A 20,917-nucleotide genomic window follows, 5' to 3' on the forward strand; every position below is an offset into this window, starting at 1 on the left:
TTTAGAAATTAATTTTTGCTCCAATATTGTAAGTTCTTCCAAAACCATAGAAAACTCCTTCATCAATTCCTCCACGAGCAATAGAAATGTAATCTGTGTCCAATACGTTATTAACGTTACCCATTAGCATAGCCTCAAGATTTCCAATGTCAAACTTATGAGTTAATCCCATATCCACAAGACCGTATGCTGGTAGCTCCCATGACTGACCTAATTCTCTTGTACTCCTGGTTTCAGGCTCAAATTCAGCATAAAGATCGTCAAAATAATTCCAATTTACACGAAGACTTGTTCCTTCAAACACCTCATAGTCAGCACCTGCAGCAAAAGTAGTTTGTGCAGACCCACCTACCTTAAGATCGGCCACGTATAGATTAATTGTTCTTACAACGTCCTGCTCTTCATTATAAATATCAACTCCTGTAATGTCATTCTTCCAGGTCCAGTCTCCAAAAGAAGCCATTCCCGTTAGGATTAGACCTTCTATTGGACGATAATTTAATTCCAGTTCCACACCCTGGTGTAATGCATTTAATCCAAGGATATTTGCTGAAGCTGTTGTACCATCGGGCTGCTGGAATCTTTGAACAAAAGTTTTATCATTCCACTCTGTACGGTAAACGTTCAGGTCTACTCTAAGATTTGAAGTACGGTAACCGTATCCTAATTCAGCACTAAAAATTTTCTGGTTTTTAGCATCTTCGTTTACGTCATTCTTAAAATTAAGGAAAACTGCATTAGAGAAAGGTGCTTTTTCAAAATAACCAATGTTCGCAAAAACATTGTGGCGATCATCAAGATTATAGTTTGCACCACCTTTTGCACTGTATCCCAAAAAGTGTTGGAAATCTGTTTCTCTTGCTGGATCTGTTGCAAGATAGTTGAAGAAATCTTCTCTCTTATAAGAAGTGTTTGAACCGGCAACTGTTACAAAAGCCGATAACGCATCCTTAGAATACTCAGCTTGTGCAAAAAGACCTTCCCAAAGAACAATTCCTATATCATGATAATCAATAATATCACCTACTTGTGCAGCATGAAGAGGATTATTCTCGTTAGCATCATCAATTACATAACGTCCTCCTAGAAGATCGGTAACTTCAGTGAAGTGTTCTCCCTCGTAATATCTAAAATCTACTCCTCCTGTAAACTCAACGTTTTCAAGGACCTCAGCAGAAAAAGTTGAAAGAACTCCATACCATTCATGTTTATTTCTGGAAGCTCTTAAGTAAGTTTCTGAACCGTAAGCACCAAGTGCCATATTCTCCTCAACAATAAGGTCAAGGTTCACAGGCTGAAGGTAACCGAATCTATATGGGGAAGGATCGTTAACATCTCCAATACCGAATTTGTTAACACCACCATATCCACCACCTCCTCCAGAACCGAAAGAAGCGTAAACTGAAGTTGAAAGTTGTGCGTTATCTGAGATATCCCAGTAGTGATTCAAAGACATTTGTGGCTTATGATAGAAGTTGTTCTCAACGTGAGTAACCTGTCCATTCATATAACCCCAATCTGAGTTAAAACGGGTTCCGCTTTCACTTCTTCTGTATACTTCGATAGGAAGCGCATTCTGGCGCTGACCGTGCTCCTGCTGTGCTCCAAAGGCAGTGAAAGACAATTCGTGGTCTTCACCTAGTTCTTTAGCAATGTTGATAAAGTAAGAGAAACCGCTATATTCAGTTCCATCTACATAACCATCACCAACAGTTCTGGCACCAGAAACAGTTGTAGCCCATCCATTATCCATTTTACCGGTTGAAACTGTGGCAGACACTTTCTGATATCCGTCATTACCTAAAGAATAAAAAGCACTTCCACCTTCTTCGGCATCTGTTGATTTTGTAACAATGTTGATCGTACCCCCAATAGAAGGCACAGCAACTTTAGAAGCACCAAGACCACGCTGTACCTGCATAAATCTCGTCACGTCTGAAAGTCCAGCCCAGTTACTCCAGTAGACCCGTCCATTTTCCATGTCGTTAACAGGAATACCATTAATAAGCACTGCAATATTTTCAGACTCAAAACCTCTTAAGCGAATTTCTGAATCTCCAAAACCTCCACCACCTTTAGTAGCATAAACACCTGGCGTAGATTTAAGGATTTCCGGGAATTCCTGGTTTCCCAGTCTTGTCTCAATAGCTTCTGCCTTAATAGTTGAAACGGCCACAGGAGTTTTCCTGTCAATAGCAATAGAGTAAGTTGTAATGATCACTTCTTCCAGTGCGTCTGCATCTGGAGAAAGAAGAATTCTTCCTAGATCAACAGTTTGACCATTTTCAACCGAAAATGGCACGCGTTTTGGTTCAAAACCTACATAGGTTACTTCAATAAATCCTGAAGTTAGATCGGTTTCAACGCTAAATTTTCCACCGAAATCGGTCATTCCCCCTACGGCGGTGCCTACTACCAGTACATTGGCACCCGGTAGCGGTGCATCCATGTCAGAATCGATCACCGTACCGGTAACGACTCCTTGTGCAAAAATTGTAGCCGACGTCAAAAAGAACGCTAATGCTAAAAATTTCCTCATTGTGTAATTTGTTAGTTTGTATTTAAAAAGTTGATGCAAAAGAACAACTTTCTTTAAAAATATCCTTTAACTTAAGGTTAAGAGTTTTTCACAAATGCCAGGACGTTTTCAACATGGCCCATAACAAAATAACCCCCTGATAAACAGGAGGTTATTTGGAAAAGTTAATAAAAGCTAAATGCCTGTTACTGTTGCAGATAAAACTTTAACAGATTCTCGGTTGAAGAATCATGGGAACCGACGTCATTTTTCTCGATTTCGGTGAGAATTGTAGTCGCAAGTTGCTTCCCTAATTCCACTCCCCATTGATCATAACTATATATGTTCCAGATGATACCCTGTACAAATATCTGATGTTCGTACAAAGCCACTAATTTCCCAAGACTTTCAGGAGAAAGCTGGTCGATGAGTAGAGTTGTAGTTGGATTATTCCCTTTAAAAACCTTAAAAGGCAACAATTTGTTAACCTGCTCTCCAGAAAGATTTTTTGCTTCAAGCTCCTTTCTTACCTCTTCAGAAGTCTTTCCCTGAAGTAAAGCTTCGGTCTGGGCGAAAAAGTTTGCCATCAATTTGTCGTGATGTTCTTTCTCTTTATGAAGAGATTTCCTGAAACCAATAAAATCGGCCGGAATAAGTTTTGTCCCCTGGTGGATCAATTGGAAAAAAGCATGCTGCGAATTAGTTCCCGGTTCTCCCCAAACAACATTTCCGGTCTGGTAGCTAACTTCGTTCCCATCGCGATCCACTCCTTTCCCGTTACTCTCCATAATTGCCTGTTGTAAATATGCAGGAAAACGGTGTAAGTACTGAGTATATGGAATTACCGCCTGAGTTTCGGCTTCAAAAAAGTTATTATACCAAACGGTCAAAAGTGCCAGTTGCACCGGAATATTTTCTTTAAAAGGAGTTCCCTTAAAGTGTTCATCCATTTTGCGGGCCCCTTCAAGAAGCGAGTTAAAATTGCCATAGCCTATAGACAGACTTATAGAAAGACCTACTGCGCTCCAAAGGGAGAAACGGCCTCCAACCCAATCCCACATAGGGAAAATATTATCGCTTTCAATTCCGAACTCTTCTACCGCCTTTACATTACTGGAAACAGCAACAAAATGTTTGGCCACAGCATCGGCCGGCGCCTTTTTAGTAAACCATTTCCTTATTGTTGTAGAATTCGCCAGTGTTTCCTGGGTAGAAAAAGATTTGGAAACAATAACAAAAAGTGTAGTCTCGGGATTTAGATCTTTAATTACTTCCTGTACATGGTCCCCATCAACATTGGAAACAAAATGCACTTTTAGGTGGTTTTTGTAGTATTCAAGAGCTTCGGTAACCATTACCGGCCCAAGATCTGATCCTCCAATTCCTATATTGACAACATCTGTAAATGCCTCTCCGGTATATCCTTTTTTTGCCCCTGATATTACCGAGTAGCAAAAGCTTTTAATTTTATTTTTTACTTCAAAAACTTCGGGCATTACGTTTTCCCCGTCTACTTTGACTTCGGCATCCTCTTTACCTCTTAAAGCGGTATGCAAAACAGATCGTCCCTCGGTCCTGTTGATCTCTTCCCCCTCAAAAAGGGCATTTATAGCCTGCTTTAATCCGGCTTCTTCAGCAAGAGCGGTAAGAAGGTCACGGGTTTCTTCAGTAATTAAATTTTTGCTGTAATCTACGTAAAGATCTTCCCATTTTAAGGTGAAAGCATCGGCCCTGTTCTGGTCCTTTTGAAAAGCTTCTTTTATATTAAGACCTTTTATTTCGGAATAATGAGCCTGCAGTTTTTTCCAGGCTTGAGTTTTGGTGGGATTAACGTTATTCATTTTAAATTGATTCTTTAAATTGGATTCGCCCCAGTTCATCTTTAAGAGGTTCTATTGCAGCGAAATAGGATGGGATGTATTTATCTTCTATAGGCTCGGCTGCCGGTAAGTTTTGCCTAAAAGGATCTACCTGCGCGCCATTTTTCCAAAAGCGGTAACAAACATGTGGTCCGGTAGCCAATCCCGTGCTACCTACATAACCAATTATATCTCCCTGTTTTACCCTTTGTCCCTGCTTCACTGCCCTTTTTGACATGTGAAGGTATTGTGTGGTGTACGTGCCGTTGTGTTTGATCTTCACGTAATTTCCATTACCGGCAGTATAAGAAGAGGCTATGACCACCCCATTGGCAGTGCTCCAAATAGGTGTACCATGAGGAGCTGCGTAATCTGTACCCTTATGAGCCTTCCATCTTTGTTGCACAGGATGGAACCTCCTGGGACTGTAACGGGAAGAAATACGGGTAAAATTAAGCGGGGCCTTTAAGAAGAAACTCTGCAGTGGCCTTGCTTTTTCATCGTAATAATCACGCTCGCCCGAAAGAGAATCCACCATAAAATTAAAGGCATAATATGGTTTTTCCTCATGATAGAAGACAGACGCTTCTATGCTCTCAATCCCGGCATAAATACTATCATTAATATAACGTTCATTATAAACCAGTTTAAACCGATCTCCTTTTTGCAACCTGAAAAAGTCAATACTCCATTGGTAAATATTACTCATTTCATGGGCAATGAGATAACTTAAGCCTTCATCCTGAATAGCTTCGGTAAGGCTGGAATTAATAACTCCTGCTACTGTTCTCTTAGTAATAGTCACCGGCTTCTTAGCAGTGTAAACTGAAGTACTGTCTGAAAGATCAACTACCGTATAGTTTATCACATCATTCTCGTAAATAAAAACCCTGGGAGTTTTAGAAGAGTCCTTTTCCTTAAGAATGGTATAGGGTTTCCCAAGAATAATCTTACGCGGATTGAAAGTATCCTTTACCTTATTAACGATCTCAAAGATTCTATTTGGATCAACACCATGAGTGCCAAGAATAAGTCCAAAGCTATCGCCAGACCTGATGGTATCCCTTACCACTTCATAATCATTTAATACAAAACCAAATTCCTGGATTACAGGCGCTGGTTTTACTTTGACCGTGTTATCGGCTATTTCAGGTTTTTCTTTGCTTTCATTACAAGCAGTAAAAACCATCATCAACATTAGCAGGTAACTAAGCTTTTTCACTCTTTAAATTTTTTTATTGTGTTATCATTTCTTCGACCCATTGTTTGCCCCACTCCTCTTTTTCCTCTTCATTCCAAAGTTCAGGAAAAAATGAAATTCTTTGAAAACTTGGCGGTAAAAACTCCTTCCAGTTTGTACCTCCCGTTGCCTTAACAGCTTTTTTCTTCACCATAAGATAGCGTTGAGCTGCTCCTATATGAACCAGGAGCCAGTTTACATTCACTGCAACATCCAGATTACGCAACGCCTCAATAAGTTTTTTATTGTTTCTCTCTTCTTCCGGAAGAGCTTTATAAAGCTCAAAAAGGGTTTTCCCCTCAAGATTTTGTGCCAGCCGTAAAAAGACCTCATCATACTTCTCTTCGAATTGCCTTAGAGTCAAAGTCTTCTCTCCAGTATCTGAACTTATGCCACCTCTCTTCCAGTAAATATTTTGATAAACCTCGTCCAGGTTCAAATTGCTTCGGAAATTTTCCCGATCTGCATGATTTACGAGATTGTAAAGCGGTGTTGCATGGATTTCAATCATCCTAAACTGTGCAGACTGAAAACCACTGGCAGGCAACAGAGCCATTCTAAATTTAAGGAACTGCTCCCGCTCCATCCCTCTTATCATTACATCAAACGAATTTGTTTGAATCCTGAAATACCTGATGATGCGATTTAGCTTTTCTGTAAAAAAATCGGCAGAAAGGTCTTTGGTCGCAATAAGCTGTTTTAGCTCATGAAGCACCAGCTTAAAATAAAGTTCTGTGATTTGATGGTAACTTATAAAAATTTCCTCATCGGGGAAATGAGTTTTGGGCTTTTGCAGACTTAGGAGGGTATCAAGTTCGATATAGTCCCAATAAGTAAGGTATTTGTCGTATAATAGACCGTCTAGATATGAGCCGAGGTCCTGACCAGAATTTCGGAATTTTTCTTCCAGCTGCTTCACCTTTTCGGCTATCTCGGGCTGTATACCACTCATATTATTTCATTATTATATTCAAAGGGTATTTCAAACCTTTAAACGCATCAATATCTGCATCAAGAGAACCCACGGCAAGATCGGCTTTTATCTTTAAAGGGATCCTGTTCTTGTCATCACTCACCCAGATAGTCAGACTTTCCTTTCTTTCAAATACCCTTCCTGCAAGCACGTAGGGTTTAAATTTTAATGCTGCAATATTACCCATTTTTGTTTTTACAACCTCCCTGCCAAGGAACTTTAACTTGAAATCATGACTCTCGTCATCTATGAACATTTTAATATTGAACATCTCACCTTGGTCAAGCGCATTTACGTCCAGATTGTTTCGCAGGTAATAAAAAGAAGAAAGCATATCGTGCACATTCTCTGGCACCGAATAGGTCTCTCTTCTATTGTGCTTACGATTAAAAACATGAGCATTATTACTGTCATGGTCAAAATCTATAAGAAGATCTTTAGTGTGACCACCTTCATCTATTTGCCTGATAAATCTTAACGGAGCTCCATTTTTCTTATCCATAAAGGTTTCGTAATTATCGTCCACCTTAAAGAACAAGTGCAGCAGCCCGGTGGATTTCCCCTTTCCCACAACATGATAAACAGGTTGATTCCTAAGGGTGGTTTCTTTTACTTCGAGGGTAGCAAAACTCGCGTTGAAAACCCCGTAATGAATTCGGAACCTAAACCATTCCCCTGCCTCATAAGCCTGATGGGATTGGGCAGAAACATTTAGAGCAATAAGAGAAATTATAATCGCGGCAATTTTCTTCATTTATAAGGTTTTTTTAGTCTATCGTAGATACAATTACAATTTCTATTCCAAATGTATCAAAACAAAAAACCCCGTCAAATGAATGACGGGGTTTTTAATCTTATTAACCAACTAAAACTTAAATTATGAAAAAAAAGTAATTTTTTTTCCCAATCCTGGTAACCACTCCAAAATTGCGGTGCAAAAGTCTTACTTAAGCAGTTGTTAGACAACTAAAATTTCAACTTTAACGCATCTCCTTTTAAAATGATATTTTTTTAAGCTTTAATCGGCTTTTTAAATGACGTCTATATTAAATTATAATGTTCCCCGTAAATTTTGTTCTCTTTCTATAGCTTCAAAAAGGGCTTTGAAGTTTCCTTTCCCAAAAGATTGAGCTCCTTTTCTCTGTATGATCTCAAAAAACATGGTTGGCCTGTCAAGAACCGGCTTTGTAAAGATCTGCAACAGGTAACCTTCGTCATCCCTATCGATCAATACCCCAAGTTTCTTAAGAGGTTCAAGATCTTCGTCTATTTCTCCCACGCGATCAAGCACGTCATCGTAGTAAGCCTCCGGCACATATAAAAACTCTACTCCGCGATCCCGCAAAGCAGTCACAGTTTCAATAATATTATCGGTTGCCACAGCAATATGCTGTACCCCGGCGCCATTATAGAAATCTATATACTCTTCGATCTGGGATTTCTTTTTCCCTTCGGCAGGTTCGTTGATTGGAAATTTGATCCTTCCATTCCCGTTACTCATCACCTTGCTCATTAAGGCTGTGTATTCGGTTGAAATATCTTTATCATCGAAAGAAACCATTTGAGCAAAGCCCATTACTTTGGCGTAGAATTCACACCATTTGTTCATTTCATTCCAACCTACATTTCCAACCATGTGATCAATATATTTTAGACCTACATCTTTAACCTGGAAATGGGGTTTATATTCGTTGTAGCCCGGCATGAATGGTCCCGTATAATTTTTTCTTTCAACAAAGACGTGCACAGTTTCTCCATAGGTATGTATACCCGAAAGCACGACATGACCATTCTCGTCTCTAACTTCTTTAGGTTCGAAATAAGATTTCGCACCTCTTTTTGTCGTTTCTTCGTAGCTTTTACGTGCGTCCTCTACCCACAGCGCCACTACCTTAACCCCGTCTCCATGTTTATCTATATGGGCATTGATCTCTCCTCCCGGCTGTAAAGGACTGGTAAGGACAAGTCTTATTTTCCCTTGTTGCAGCACGTAAGAAACCCTGTCTTTACTTCCAGACTCCAATCCAGAATAAGCTACCGGCTGGAAGCCCCATGCCTGTTGATAATAAAAGGCAGCCTGTTTTGCATTTCCCACATAAAGTTCCACGTAATCTGTACCCAGAATAGGCAGGAAATCTTCGGCTTGTGGGACCGTCTTCTTTAAATTTGCAGTGTTTTCTGTTGACATATTCAAATATTTTTAGCCGCTACGCGACGTGTTTTTAAACTTAGAATTTAATTCCTCCCAAAAATAACATTTTTGAGAATGTTTTATTTTTAATGGTCTAACCAGGATTTATAGTAATCTCCGTCGGCTATCTCCATTGCATCCTCGGTTACCATTAATGGTTTGAAGGTGTCTACCATTACCGCCAGCTCTTCAGTTTTGGTTTGCCCTATACTGCGTTCTACCGCTCCCGGGTGAGGACCATGAGGAATCCCTGCGGGGTGCAGCGAAATATGACCGGCCTCAATATCATTACGACTCATGAAATCTCCATCGACATAATATAAGACCTCATCGCTGTCAATATTGCTATGGCTATAAGGTGCCGGGATACTTTCCGGGTGATAATCGTATAACCTGGGACAAAAAGAACACACTACAAAAGCATCGGTTTCAAAAGTTTGATGTACCGGAGGCGGTTGGTGGATTCGACCTGTAATAGGCTCAAAATCGTGAATGGAAAAGGCATAAGGGTAGTTATAGCCATCATACCCCACAACATCAAATGGATGTGAAGCGTAAACCATGTCAAACATTTTACCCTGCTTTTTGATCTTGATTAAAAAATCCCCTTTTTCATCATTTGTTTCCAGCTCGTAAGGCCTTCTTAAATCTCTTTCACAGAAAGGAGAATGCTCAAGGAGTTGACCAAAATAATTCCGGTAACGTTTTGGAGTGTAAATAGGTCTTCTTGACTCCACGATGAACAACCTGTTCACCTCATCATCAAAATCCAGTTTATAAATCGTTCCGCGAGGGATCAATAAGTAATCTCCATATTTAAAATCAAGATTCCCAAGATGGGTTCTTAATTTCCCACTGCCTTTATGGATGAACAGCAATTCATCTGAATCGGAGTTCTTATAAAAATAATCTGTAGTAGATTTTTGTGGTGCGGCAAGGGCAATATCCACATCGCTGTTGGTAAGCACCACTTTTCGACTTTTAAGGTAGTCCGGATCTGGTTTTACCTGAAACCCCTTAAATCTGTAGGACTGGATATTTTTTTCGGCAGCTACTTTTGGTTTTACCTCATAACTCCCTTTGATCTCTTTGACCTGGGTGGGCCGCTGCTCATGGTACATGTTAGTATACATCCCGTCAAAACCTATAGTCCCAAAAAGCTGCTCATAATACAAGCTGCCATCGGGCTTTTTAAAAACGGTATGTCTCTTATGCGGAATTTTTCCCAGGGTGTGATAAAAAGGCATATGTTGATCTTTTAATGAAAACGTTTTCGTGATTGATCCCTTTCAGTCGAAAAAACTGAAGAACCAAATACAAATATCAATAATTTTTGCCGGAAAATCCGTTAAAGGACCACTAAAACCAAAAGCCCAGACTAAAATACCACTGGCTTTCCTTCCTTTCGGGCGAGATGGAATACTTCACTTCAACAGGCCCCAGGAAAGTCTCCAGTCCATAGCCTATCGCATAACCCGAATATTCTGGCCATTCCAGCCAGTCTCCCCCCTCAAATAGTTCATTTTCCACATTGGCAAAATTGGCACTAAGTATAAGGTGGTTTTTTTGCAGGAAACGGTAATCCAGCTCCAGCAGCCCCTTGATAAAACTATCCCCCGAAAGGCTGATGAACTCGTACCCGTACAACGAAGTGAAATTATTGATGAAATCATTGCCATAACCGCCAAGGAAGAAATCAAAAATATTGTTCTGCCTGTTGCCAATCCTAAAACCTGCTTCTGAAGAAATATTTACCGCCACTCTGGAGGCAGGAGAAAAAGTGTAACCCAGGGATCCTTTGGCAACCGAAAATGGTGTAAAATCATCTATTGAAGACAACAGGTGCCAGTGAAAATCACTGTCAAAATACACCCCTTTTGTAGGAAAATACTTGGAATCCCGACTGTCGTAAAGTAAATACCCAAATCCCCCGTAATAGGAGTTGTTATCGAATTCCCCCCTTTCCGGTTGATCTGGATTGGATGTATTAATAGTTTCTGAAGTAATATTTAGATGTTTGTGCTCCAATCCCACTCCAAAAGAAAACACCTGTTGGAAAAGGGTCTCCACGTAGAATTGATTTGTAAAATCCTCATAGTCTATCTCCAGTTGATTGATCCCGTCACCGTCAATATCTGCATTTTCACTGGCAAAATCAAAAGAAACCCCTTTACTGAAGCTGTTGAACCTCGACCTGAAGCCTACGCTCCAGTAGTAACCTTTATCAATGTAATAATTAAAGTTATACCTAAAGTCATCTCCTAAAACCACATCGAGCGAACTCACATCATTGGTCACCAGGAGACTTTTATGGGTGATATTCAAAAGCACCCCGCTATGGTAAACATTGTCGTAATGTAATGCCATTCTTAAAAGGGTTTTGCTGGGATTCTCCTCGAGGTGCATCACGAGAACATGCCCATCTTTTTGGGGTGCAAGCCGGTAATTTATACGATTAAAGTTTCTGGTAGCCGAGAGGTTATTGATCCCTAGATTTAGATCTTTATAAAAAATAGTATCTGGATAAGTGATTTTAAGTTTTCCCAGGATGTATGCACGGGGATAGGAAGTATTTCCTTCAATGCGAACATCTTGAATAAAAAGAGACTCCACTGGGGGAATGTATTTCTGCTCCCGGGCCAGCACTTCCTGCCTTGCCGCGATCTCCTTTAACTCCACCATTTTCATTCGGGCAGCAGCTTCACCCGCGTCAATGATCTCGTTTCCTTTTTCAAAAGACATAACAGAGAAAGGCTTAATATCGGGATCAATGTAGATATCTGTCTTTTTGATCTTACTCCGCATATCGGCAATAGTTCTAAAATTGCTTATTTGGGTAAGAATATCAAAGACAGATCGCAGCTCGTCCCGCTCCATAAGCGTATCCTGTACATCCACACCAATTATAATGTCAGCTCCCCTGCGCCGCACCTCTTCAACGGGATAATTATTCACCACCCCGCCGTCAACCAGTAATTGACCGTCCACCACCACCGGACTAAATAAACTGGGTATGGCCGAACTTGCCGAAATTGCCTGCGGAAGATGACCACTATCAAGAAGCACCTCTTTCCCGGTTTCCATGTTGGTGGCTACAGCAAAAAAAGGAATGGGCAAATCCCCGAAATCCTGTACATTCTCCAGGTGCAGGGTGAGTTTTGACATGAGATTATATACATTCTGCCCCCTTGAAAGTGCAGTAGGAAAGCCAATATCAAAATTGTCAAACGGCAGGGTAAGGGCATATCTTTCTGAATCCCTCTTCTCATAAAAGGTCTTAGCTCCCCGGGGCAGTTCATCCTGAAGCAGGATATTAAAATTAGTACTTTTGAAAATACTGTCCAGCTGATTTGCCGAGTAACCGGCCGAATAAAGCGCGCCGACAATTGCTCCCATGCTCGTACCACCAATGTAATCTACCCGCACCCCGGCTTCTTCAAGAACCTTGAGTACCCCAATATGGGCAAGACCTTTGGCCCCTCCCCCGCTCAATACCAATCCTACTTTGGGATCCTCCTTTTCCTGTGCGGTGACCGGCAGGAGACCCAGAAAAAGAAAAAATATAAGCAGTTTTTTATGCATCTTTTAAATGGTAATACTGGTAGATAATCGTGGCTTTTGATTTTCCCACTACCGAAGATAAGCTTTCTAGCGATGCCTCCTTTACTCTTTTTAAAGACCTGAAATTCTTTAGAAGCTCTACCACAGTTTTTTCGCCTATGCCGGGGATTTCCTCCAGTTCGGTATTAAGTGCTACACTGCTGCGTTTTTGACGGTGAAAAGTAATTCCAAACCTGTGGGCTTCATTTCTCAACTGCTGGATGATCTTTAGAGATTCGGTTTTTTTATCCAGGTATAAAGGGATGGAATCTCCGGGATAAAAAATTTCCTCAAGTCTTTTTGCAATTCCGATTATGGCAATCTTTCCTCTCAACCCAAGGGTTTCCAATGCTTTTACTCCAGAGGACAACTGCCCTTTTCCTCCATCCACGATAACCAACTGTGGCAAAGGCTCCCCTTCTTCCAGTAACCTGCGATATCTTCTAAAAACGACCTCCTCCATGGAAGCAAAATCATTGGGTCCTTCCACGGTTTTTATATTGAACTTCCGGTAGTCTTTCTTACTTGGCTTCCCATCTTTAAAAACCACACAGGCAGCTACGGGATTACTTCCCTGTATATTGGAGTTGTCAAAACATTCAATATGCCGGGGCTCTTCATTTAGACGCAGGTCCTGTTTCATCTGCGCCATAATACGATTCACATGCCTGTCGGGATCCACGATCTTCATCTGCTTAAACCGCTCCTGTCTAAAGTATTTGGCGTTACGGGTGGAAAGATCCACGATCTGCTTCTTGTCTCCCAGCTTAGGCACGGTTACCTTTAATTCCTCGCCTACATCAACTTTAAATGGCACATAGATTTCACGGGTATGGGAATTAAATCTTTGCCTTATTTCGGTGATACCCAGCTCCAGCAATTCCTTATCGGTTTCACTCAGCTTCTTTTTCATCTCAATAGTGTGGGATCTTATAATGGCTCCGTGAGATAACTGCAGAAAGTTGACGTACCCATAACCTTCATCGCTCACAATAGAGTAGACATCTACATTATTGATCTTTGGATTAACTACGGTTGATTTCGCCTGATAGTTCTCTAAAATGTCAATTTTGGTCTTGATCTTTTGAGCGTCCTCAAATTCCATTTTTTCGGCGTGATCTTTCATTTGCTGCCGAAACTGCTGCAGGGACTCCTTAAAGTTTCCTTTTACAATTTGACGTATTGCATCTATCTTTTTTTGATACTCAGCTTCAGTTTCATACGCCTCACAAGGCCCCATGCAGTTCCCAAGATGATATTCAAGGCAAACTTTATACTTTCCATTCCTTATTTTATCTTCAGCAAGATCATAATTACAGGTGCGCAAAGGATAAATCCCTTTGATGAGATCCATGAGGGTATGAATGGTCTTGAAACTGGTGAAAGGCCCATAGTATTCACTACCATCCTTGACCAGCCTTCGGGTAGCAAAAACCCTTGGAAATCTCTCATTTTTGATACATATCCAGGGGTAGGTTTTATCATCCTTCAGCATCACGTTAAAACGCGGCTGGTGCTTTTTAATGAGATTATTTTCCAGAAGAAGCGCATCGGTTTCAGAAGAAACAACAATATGCCTTATTTCATGGATCTTCTTCACCATAACCCGAATGCGATGGCTGTCATTGTTTTTTGTAAAGTACGAAGTGACCCTTTTCTTTAAGTTTTTGGCCTTTCCCACGTACAGGATCCTCCCATTCTTATCAAAATACTGGTAAACACCCGGATTTTCGGGCAGGGTTTTTATTTGTAATTCCAGCTTATTTTCCTCCATTCATCAAAGGTAAAATATTAGAATTTGCCTATACCGAATGCCCGGTGCCATAAAGTGTTAAAATTTATTTCAGAAGATTTTTGATTTTTCTGAGTTTTAAAGTCTTCGCGAAAACTTCAGAAGCAACAAAGGTTTCCTAAAGGCATAGCCTGTGAATAAACAATAGAAATATTTAGGTATTAAGTTCATTTTCAGTAAAATATATTTTCAGAAATAGTTAAGATTTTAAAAATCTGCTTTTAGTACCTTGCACCCATGGAAAAAATCACCATTGGCCGTTTTGACAAGGCAGATTTTCCCGATCTGCACCTGGAAGACATAGCGATTAAAGTTGATACCGGAGCCTATACCTCATCCATTCACTGCGATCACATAGTGGAAGAAAAAGGAGTGCTAAAATGCACATTTTTGGATGAGGAACATCCCTTGTATAACGGCAGGACCTATAGATTCAAAGATTACGACATCGTCTTTGTGAAAAGCAGCAATGGAATGGTACAGAAACGATATCAAATTCAAACTACCATCACGCTGTTCGGGAAAACACGTAAAATTTCTCTATCACTTTCTGCCCGGCAGGAGATGAGATTTCCCGTACTTTTGGGCCGTAAATTTATAACAAGAAAATATATCGTAGATACCGAGTACTACGATCTCTCTTTTAAGCAGAAACAAGAATGAATATAAAGATCCTTTCCAGGAACGGTAGCCTGTATTCCACCCAACGGCTAGTTGAGGCAGCAAAAAAAAGACATCACGACGTAGAGATCATAGACCCTCTTAAGTGTGATCTTATCATAGAAAAGAAACATCCCAGTATTTATTATAAAGGAAGGCATATTGAAGATGCCGATGCGGTGATCCCCAGGATTGGGGCATCCGTCACTTTCTACGGTACGGCGGTAGTAAGACAGTTTGAGATGATGGGCGTATTTTCAACGACCGAATCTCAGTCTCTTGTAAGAAGCCGTGACAAACTGCGAAGCCTGCAGGTACTTTCGCGAGCCCGTTTGGGTCTTCCGAAGACTGTTTTTACCAATTATTCCAAAGATGTTGGTGAGGTGATAGATCATGTTGGCGGGGCACCTTTGATCATAAAACTCCTTGAAGGAACACAGGGCCTTGGAGTTGTACTTGCTGAAACAAAAAATGCAGCCGAGTCTGTTATTGAAGCTTTTAATGGTCTACAGGCAAGAGTGATTGTTCAGGAGTTTATTAAAGAAGCCGGTGGTGCCGATATTAGGGCCTTTGTAGTAGACGGTCACGTAGTAGGCGCCATGAAAAGACAGGGGAAAGAAGGAGAATTTCGCTCCAACCTTCACCGCGGTGGAACTGCCAGTATAATTCAACTTACAGATGACGAGGAGAATGCCGCTATTAAGGCTGCAAAATCTATGGGTCTGGGAGTAGCCGGGGTAGACATGCTCCAGAGTTCACGTGGGCCATTGATCCTGGAAGTGAATTCTTCTCCTGGCCTGGAAGGAATAGAACAGGCTACAGGGAAAGATATCGCCAAAACCATAATTCGTTATATTGAGCGAAACGTTTAGTATATGGCATCAATAGATGAGAACAATGTCCTTGAGATCTTAGGCAAAAAAGTTCCTCCCGGTAAAAGTATGACGATCAACTTCAATATGGCGAAGCTTCATACAACGACACATGTAGAGGTACCAATCATCATTGAAAGATCGAAAAAACCGGGTCCGGTTATACTTATTACTGCAGGAATTCACGGAGATGAGATTAATGGAGTGGAGGTGGTGCGCCAGCTTATTGTAAAAGAGATCAACAAGCCTGCAAGAGGCACGGTAATATGCATCCCAATTCTTAATGTATTTGGTTTCCTTAACATGGCCCGGGAATTTCCTGACGGCCGGGATCTTAACAGGGTATTTCCGGGAACTAAGAATGGTTCCCTGGCAAGCAGGTTTGCATATCAGTTTGTTCAAAAAATCCTTCCTGTAGCCGATTTTTGTATGGACTTCCACACCGGAGGTGCAAGTAGGTTTAACGCACCCCAAATAAGAATAAAAAAGGGAGAAGAAATGGCTATGCATTACGCCAGGGTCTTTAATGCACCTTTTACGATAATTTCCAAAACAATTACCAAGTCCTACAGGGAGACCTGTGCAAAACAGGGAAAACCGGTACTGCTTTTTGAAGGTGGTAAATCGCAGGACAGTAATAAAACCGTGGCTAAGCATGGTGTTGATGGTGTTATGCGCATCCTCTCTCACTTCGAAATGCTCAAGCCCAAATTTGATGTCCCAGACGCTACAGGAGACACTATTTTAATCGACTACAGCAGCTGGATGCGTGCAAAATACAGCGGACTCCTGCACGTAAAGATCCCTTGCGGTAAACATGTGGAAAAAGGAGAGTACATAGCCATCATTACAGATCCTTATGGAAAGCTGCGGCATAAAGTAAAAGCTCCCAATTCGGGGTATATTATAAATGTAAATGAATCTCCCATTGTTTACCAGGGGGATGCTATTTTTCATATTTCTCTTTCAAAAGAAACCTATGAACAAGAAGCAGCTTCGGCTTAAATATAAAAAACTAAGGGAGGCACTAACTCCCGATGATATCGAAAAAGGAAGCCTGAAGATAGCTAACCATCTTTTAAGCCTACCCATTTGGGATTATTCTTTTTATCATCTCTTCCTGAGCATTTCAGAAAAAAAAGAAGTAGATACACAGGATATTTTACACATCCTGCAGGGAAAAGATAAGAATATTGTTCTCTCAAAATCAGATTTTAAAAGCGGCTCACTTAACAATTATTTGCTCACAGATTCCACAGTAATTAAAATCAACGACTGGGGCATTCCCGAACCTGTAGACGGTATCGAGGTCCCTGCTCCAAAAATCGACGTTGTATTTATCCCGCTGTTGGTCTTTGATCACAATGGCAACAGGATAGGCTATGGAAAAGGGTTTTATGACAAATTTCTTAGCCGCTGTACTAAAGAAGTAGTTAAGGTTGGATTGTCCCTCTTTCCTGCCGAAGATGAGATCCAGGAAATAAATGAGCACGATGTTCCATTGGATTACTGCGTCACTCCGGAGAAAATATATAATTTCAAAAATTTGTAAACCTTCAGGTTTTCAATTACTTTTAGTGAATCCAATGTGGTATTTTAATGCTCAACGACCTCCAGCTAAACAGTATTCTAGAAGACTTTGATGTTGCTTACTGGAAGATCAACCTCCTCACAAAAGAGATTTCCTGGTCTCCTCATTTTAATTTTTTAATTGGTGATCCCGACACGGGCGGAGATAAATTCGAATATTTCCTCAACAATATCCTGCATAAGGATTACCGCTACGACTTTAGGGAGCATTTTGAGGATCTCACCAATCGCCAAAAACCGTTTACTGCTGAAATTAGGCTTAAGCTCGAAAACGGAAAATACCGTTGGTTTGAATGTCGAAATCTTAAGAGCAGGGAGAAAGGACTGGCAGATGCTGCTGTACTCTTATTTGTAAATATTCACCAAGCAAAGCGGGATGAATATACTATTGAAGAAAACTTTTTCTACTACCGTGAAACTGCCGAAATGACCTCCACCGGGGGCTGGTATTTTGATGTGGAAACCCAGGCCGTTTATTGGGATAATGTAACCAAGAAGATCCTGGAATGCCCTATGGATTACGAGCCGAATCCCCATGATAAAATGAGGTTCTATGCCGGGGATCACCATGAGAAAGTGGAGAACATACTCAAAAAATGTTCGAAATTCGGAATTCCTTTTAAAATGGAAATCAAGATGCGAACCCTTCACAACAAGGAATTTTGGGTAAGGACAACAGGTAAACCGGTTTACAATAATGATCAGGAGATAATTGGGATAAGAGGGGTATATCAGGATATTGATGAGCAAAAGACCAATGAGTTAAACCTTCAGAACTCTCTTGATATAATAGCTTCCCAAAATTCAAGACTCTTTAATTTTGCACATATTGTATCCCACCAGCTGCGATCCCACAGCAGTAATTTAAGCCTCATTTCCCAACTTCTTGGAGAGGCTAAAAATGTTGAAGATAAGCTGGACCTGCTCGTTAATGTAAATGACATTTCCGAAAACCTGGAAGAGGCCATTAGCAAACTTAACGAGGTAGTAACCAGGCAGAACAACCTGAAGAAGGAAAAGCAAATTGTGAGATTCAAAGATGCTCTTGAGGTGGTTATTGCGTCAACTTCTTCCCTGATTAAAAGAGAAAATGCGGAGATCATCGCCGAATTTGATGCGTTGAACGAAATAAGCTACATTTCTGAGTATCTGGAGAGTATTTTATTAAATTTGATTACAAACGCCATAAAATATAAGTTCAAAGGAAGGAAACCTGTAATTTTTATCCAGACGTATAAAGAGCATGGGGAGAATTTCCTGGAGGTAAGTGACAATGGAATGGGGATCGATCTTGATGAGCACGGGGATAAAATGTTTGGAATGTACAAGACCTTTCACCGGCACCCCGAAGCAAAAGGGATTGGTCTTTTTATAACCAGAAATCAGGTGGAAACCCTCGGGGGAAGCATTTCAGTTACCAGCACAGTGAATATTGGCACAACCTTTAAAATCAAATTCTAAATCATGGATAATCCTATAGAACTTGCATGCATAATTGATGATGACAAGATCTATGTTAACCTGGTAAAGAAGATCATCGAGATCAAAAAGCTCTCTCAAAACCTTATAATCTTCAAAAATGGCAAGGAAGCCCTTGATTATTTCAAGGCTACTTTGGAAAGTGTAAATGAAGACCGCCTTCCCAATATTATTTTCCTGGATCTAAATATGCCCATTATGGACGGTTGGGAGTTCCTGAGTGAATTTGTAAAAATTAAAAATAATTTTAATAAAAAGATCACTCTTTACGTGGTAAGTTCCTCCATAGATCCAAGAGACCTGGAAAGGGCGAAATCCTTCAATATGGTAACCGATTATTTGATCAAGCCAATTGAACTAAAGCGGTTTGAAAAGATCTTTAGCCGCGAGGTGGCTTAAGCTACTGCTTTTTTTGAATGCTGCTTTTCCTCTTCATGTTCCGGAAAAGCCTTCTTGCTAAAAATAAGGAGCAGAAATACCCCTATCGTTATTGAGGAATCGGCAATATTAAATACCGGCTCAAAAAAGGTAAAATACTCACCTCCCCAAAATGGCAACCACTCCGGCAAATAGCCCGACCATAAAGGGAAATATAACATGTCTACTACATTACCATGTAGGAGAGTGCCATAGCCTCCTTCTTCGGGTAAAAATGTTGCAACCTGGTTATAGCTATGATTAAAGACTTCCCCATAAAAAACGGAGTCAATAATATTTCCAAAAGCCCCGGCGAAGATCATTGAAATTGCAACTATGAGTATGCGTGACCCATTCTTACGTACAGAATCCCAAAGCCAGTAAGCTATACCAACAATGGCCACCAACCTAAAGCTGGTAAGCAATAGTTTTCCATATTCACCCGGAATACGGGCGCCCCAGGCCATGCCTTCATTCTCCACAAACAAGATCCTGAACCAATCAAAGACTCTTATCTCTTCCCCCAACATAAAGTTGGTTTTAATATAGAATTTCGAGATCTGATCGATGATCAGAATAAGGATGATGATAAGGGAAGCTTTCTTTAAAGACATTGAAAATGAATTGAACGGGGCAAAAATACTAATATTATTTAGTTTCCGAGATCTTTATATCCCCGTTGATACTGGTTAATACCATTTTATGATTTCCGTGGAGAATTTTAGGAATTTCTACTTCTCCATTCCTGGATTTCGCTTCGGCATTTATGCTGCGCGCTGTGCCAAGGATATTGCCGTCATAGGTGTTTATTACTGCATCTCCACTAAAATCCTCAAGGTAGCAGGAACCATTTTTTAGCTGTACAAATACTTGCTCATAAATTCCTGTGAGATAAACCGAAGCCACGTTAGAATTTACTTCAATTATCATATTTTTTGGAATCTCAAGCTCCACTTCCATAGAAAAGACCTTATGAGCACTAAGTTTATCATATCCATTTTGCAGGATCTCCCTGTAGCGGGACGTAAGGAATAAAGTCTTATCGCGGAGCTCTGCATCCAGGCTGATGTCATTAAAATACTCTCCCTCGGTTTGGGTGGTAATAACGATCTCTTTATCGGAGGCGGTACTAAAACTAACTTTAAAAATTTCATCGCCAGAGAGCGAGATCTTTTCAATATTATCTGCACTAATAACCTCCCGCGTCACCTTTTGGGCACTTACCGAAAAGAAAAAGAGCAGGAAAAAAGAAAAGAGATAGAATTTCATAGCTGCAGGAAAACAAAAAACGCTCCAAACCAAAAAGGCCGGAGCGTTTTTTAAAAATGAAAGCCAGGCCTTAGCGTTGCATATTCTTGGCTTCGATACTTAGCGTAGCGTGCGGAACTAATTTTAGGCGCTCTTTGGCAATTAGTTTTCCGGTTACCCTACAAATTCCATAAGTTTTACTCTCAATACGCACAAGGGCGTTTTTAAGATCCCGAATGAATTTTTCCTGACGAATGGCCAACTGCGAATTCGCCTCTTTACTCATCGTTTCACTACCTTCTTCAAAAGCTTTGAACGTTGGAGAGGTGTCATCTGTACCATTGTTTCCGTCATTCATGTAAGCGCTCTTGTAAAGTTCCAGCTGCTCCTTTGCCTTCTCGATCTTGGCAAGGATCAATGTCCTGAATTCCGCCAGCTCTGCGTCGCTGTAGCGTTCTTTTACTTCTGTTGACATAGT

General features: G+C 40.7%; 18 protein-coding genes. 6 read left to right on the top strand and 12 right to left on the bottom strand.

Going from position 1 to position 20,917, the window contains the following annotated elements; translation table 11 throughout:
- Position 1: 1 nt before the first annotated feature.
- From LA313_RS05530 to uvrC, 9 genes are all read right to left on the bottom strand, one after another.
- Positions 2-2,539 (bottom strand): TonB-dependent receptor, encoded by a 2,538-nt coding sequence (locus tag LA313_RS05530; RefSeq protein ID WP_228913681.1) that lies wholly within the window; start codon positions 2,537-2,539, stop codon positions 2-4.
- Positions 2,540-2,724: 185 nt separating this feature from the next.
- Positions 2,725-4,359: a glucose-6-phosphate isomerase gene (pgi, locus tag LA313_RS05535; protein WP_228913682.1), complete on the bottom strand. Its 1,635-nt coding sequence runs from the start codon at positions 4,357-4,359 to the stop codon at positions 2,725-2,727.
- A 1-nt stretch (position 4,360) separates the two neighbouring features.
- Complete coding sequence (locus LA313_RS05540) at positions 4,361-5,599, bottom strand: peptidoglycan DD-metalloendopeptidase family protein (protein WP_228913683.1); 1,239 nt, start codon at positions 5,597-5,599, stop codon at positions 4,361-4,363.
- Between the two features lie 13 nt (positions 5,600-5,612).
- Complete coding sequence (locus LA313_RS05545; protein WP_228913684.1) at positions 5,613-6,569, bottom strand: tryptophan 2,3-dioxygenase family protein; 957 nt, start codon at positions 6,567-6,569, stop codon at positions 5,613-5,615.
- 1 nt (position 6,570) lies between these two features.
- Entirely contained in the window at positions 6,571-7,344 is a 774-nt protein-coding gene (locus tag LA313_RS05550; RefSeq protein WP_228913685.1) for a DUF3108 domain-containing protein, read from the bottom strand.
- Between the two features lie 297 nt (positions 7,345-7,641).
- Positions 7,642-8,778 (bottom strand): 4-hydroxyphenylpyruvate dioxygenase, encoded by a 1,137-nt coding sequence (hppD, locus tag LA313_RS05555; RefSeq protein ID WP_228913686.1) that lies wholly within the window; start codon positions 8,776-8,778, stop codon positions 7,642-7,644.
- Between the two features lie 89 nt (positions 8,779-8,867).
- Entirely contained in the window at positions 8,868-10,028 is a 1,161-nt protein-coding gene (locus LA313_RS05560; RefSeq protein ID WP_228913687.1) for a homogentisate 1,2-dioxygenase, read from the bottom strand.
- A 112-nt stretch (positions 10,029-10,140) separates the two neighbouring features.
- A complete protein-coding gene (locus LA313_RS05565) occupies positions 10,141-12,363 on the bottom strand; it encodes a patatin-like phospholipase family protein (protein ID WP_228913688.1) in 2,223 nt (740 codons plus the stop codon).
- Complete coding sequence (gene uvrC / locus LA313_RS05570; protein ID WP_228913689.1) at positions 12,356-14,155, bottom strand: excinuclease ABC subunit UvrC; 1,800 nt, start codon at positions 14,153-14,155, stop codon at positions 12,356-12,358. The genes LA313_RS05565 and uvrC overlap by 8 nt, the downstream gene beginning before the upstream one ends.
- 255 nt (positions 14,156-14,410) lie before the next feature.
- Here uvrC and LA313_RS05575 point away from each other — a divergent pair, with 255 nt between their 5' ends.
- From LA313_RS05575 to LA313_RS05600, 6 genes are read left to right on the top strand one after another with little or no spacing between them, the layout of a single operon-like run.
- Positions 14,411-14,836, top strand: coding sequence for an ATP-dependent zinc protease family protein (locus LA313_RS05575; RefSeq protein ID WP_228913690.1), 426 nt, complete (start codon positions 14,411-14,413; stop codon positions 14,834-14,836).
- The gene (gene rimK, locus LA313_RS05580; protein WP_228913691.1) at positions 14,833-15,705 is read left to right on the top strand and encodes a 30S ribosomal protein S6--L-glutamate ligase; all 873 of its coding nucleotides are present in this window, start codon (positions 14,833-14,835) and stop codon (positions 15,703-15,705) included. The genes LA313_RS05575 and rimK overlap by 4 nt, the downstream gene beginning before the upstream one ends.
- 3 nt (positions 15,706-15,708) lie before the next feature.
- The gene (locus LA313_RS05585) at positions 15,709-16,710 is read left to right on the top strand and encodes a succinylglutamate desuccinylase/aspartoacylase family protein (protein ID WP_228913692.1); all 1,002 of its coding nucleotides are present in this window, start codon (positions 15,709-15,711) and stop codon (positions 16,708-16,710) included.
- Positions 16,685-17,257 carry a 5-formyltetrahydrofolate cyclo-ligase gene (locus LA313_RS05590; protein WP_228913693.1) on the top strand — a complete coding sequence of 191 codons (573 nt, stop codon included), beginning with the start codon at positions 16,685-16,687 and terminating at the stop codon, positions 17,255-17,257. The genes LA313_RS05585 and LA313_RS05590 overlap by 26 nt, the downstream gene beginning before the upstream one ends.
- Positions 17,258-17,304: 47 nt before the next feature.
- The gene (locus LA313_RS05595) at positions 17,305-18,756 is read left to right on the top strand and encodes a sensor histidine kinase (protein WP_228913694.1); all 1,452 of its coding nucleotides are present in this window, start codon (positions 17,305-17,307) and stop codon (positions 18,754-18,756) included.
- Positions 18,757-18,759: 3 nt separating this feature from the next.
- Positions 18,760-19,173 carry a response regulator gene (locus LA313_RS05600; RefSeq protein WP_228913695.1) on the top strand — a complete coding sequence of 138 codons (414 nt, stop codon included), beginning with the start codon at positions 18,760-18,762 and terminating at the stop codon, positions 19,171-19,173.
- Here LA313_RS05600 and LA313_RS05605 read toward each other — a convergent pair.
- The 3 genes from LA313_RS05605 to LA313_RS05615 all read right to left on the bottom strand — a co-directional run bounded on the left by LA313_RS05605 (position 19,170) and on the right by LA313_RS05615 (position 20,914).
- Complete coding sequence (locus tag LA313_RS05605; protein ID WP_228913696.1) at positions 19,170-19,805, bottom strand: lipoprotein signal peptidase; 636 nt, start codon at positions 19,803-19,805, stop codon at positions 19,170-19,172. The two genes, LA313_RS05600 and LA313_RS05605, sit on opposite strands and share 4 nt — an antisense overlap.
- Positions 19,806-19,839: 34 nt before the next feature.
- Positions 19,840-20,460 (bottom strand): DUF4097 family beta strand repeat-containing protein, encoded by a 621-nt coding sequence (locus LA313_RS05610; protein WP_228913697.1) that lies wholly within the window; start codon positions 20,458-20,460, stop codon positions 19,840-19,842.
- Between the two features lie 70 nt (positions 20,461-20,530).
- On the bottom strand, positions 20,531-20,914 hold the full coding sequence (locus LA313_RS05615; protein ID WP_097054928.1) for a TraR/DksA family transcriptional regulator: 384 nt from the start codon (positions 20,912-20,914) through the stop codon (positions 20,531-20,533).
- Between the last annotated feature and the right edge of the window lie 3 nt (positions 20,915-20,917).

It is taken from the genome of Salinimicrobium sediminilitoris (genome assembly GCF_020866905.1).
Classification (GTDB): Bacteria; Bacteroidota; Bacteroidia; order Flavobacteriales; family Flavobacteriaceae; genus Salinimicrobium; species Salinimicrobium sediminilitoris.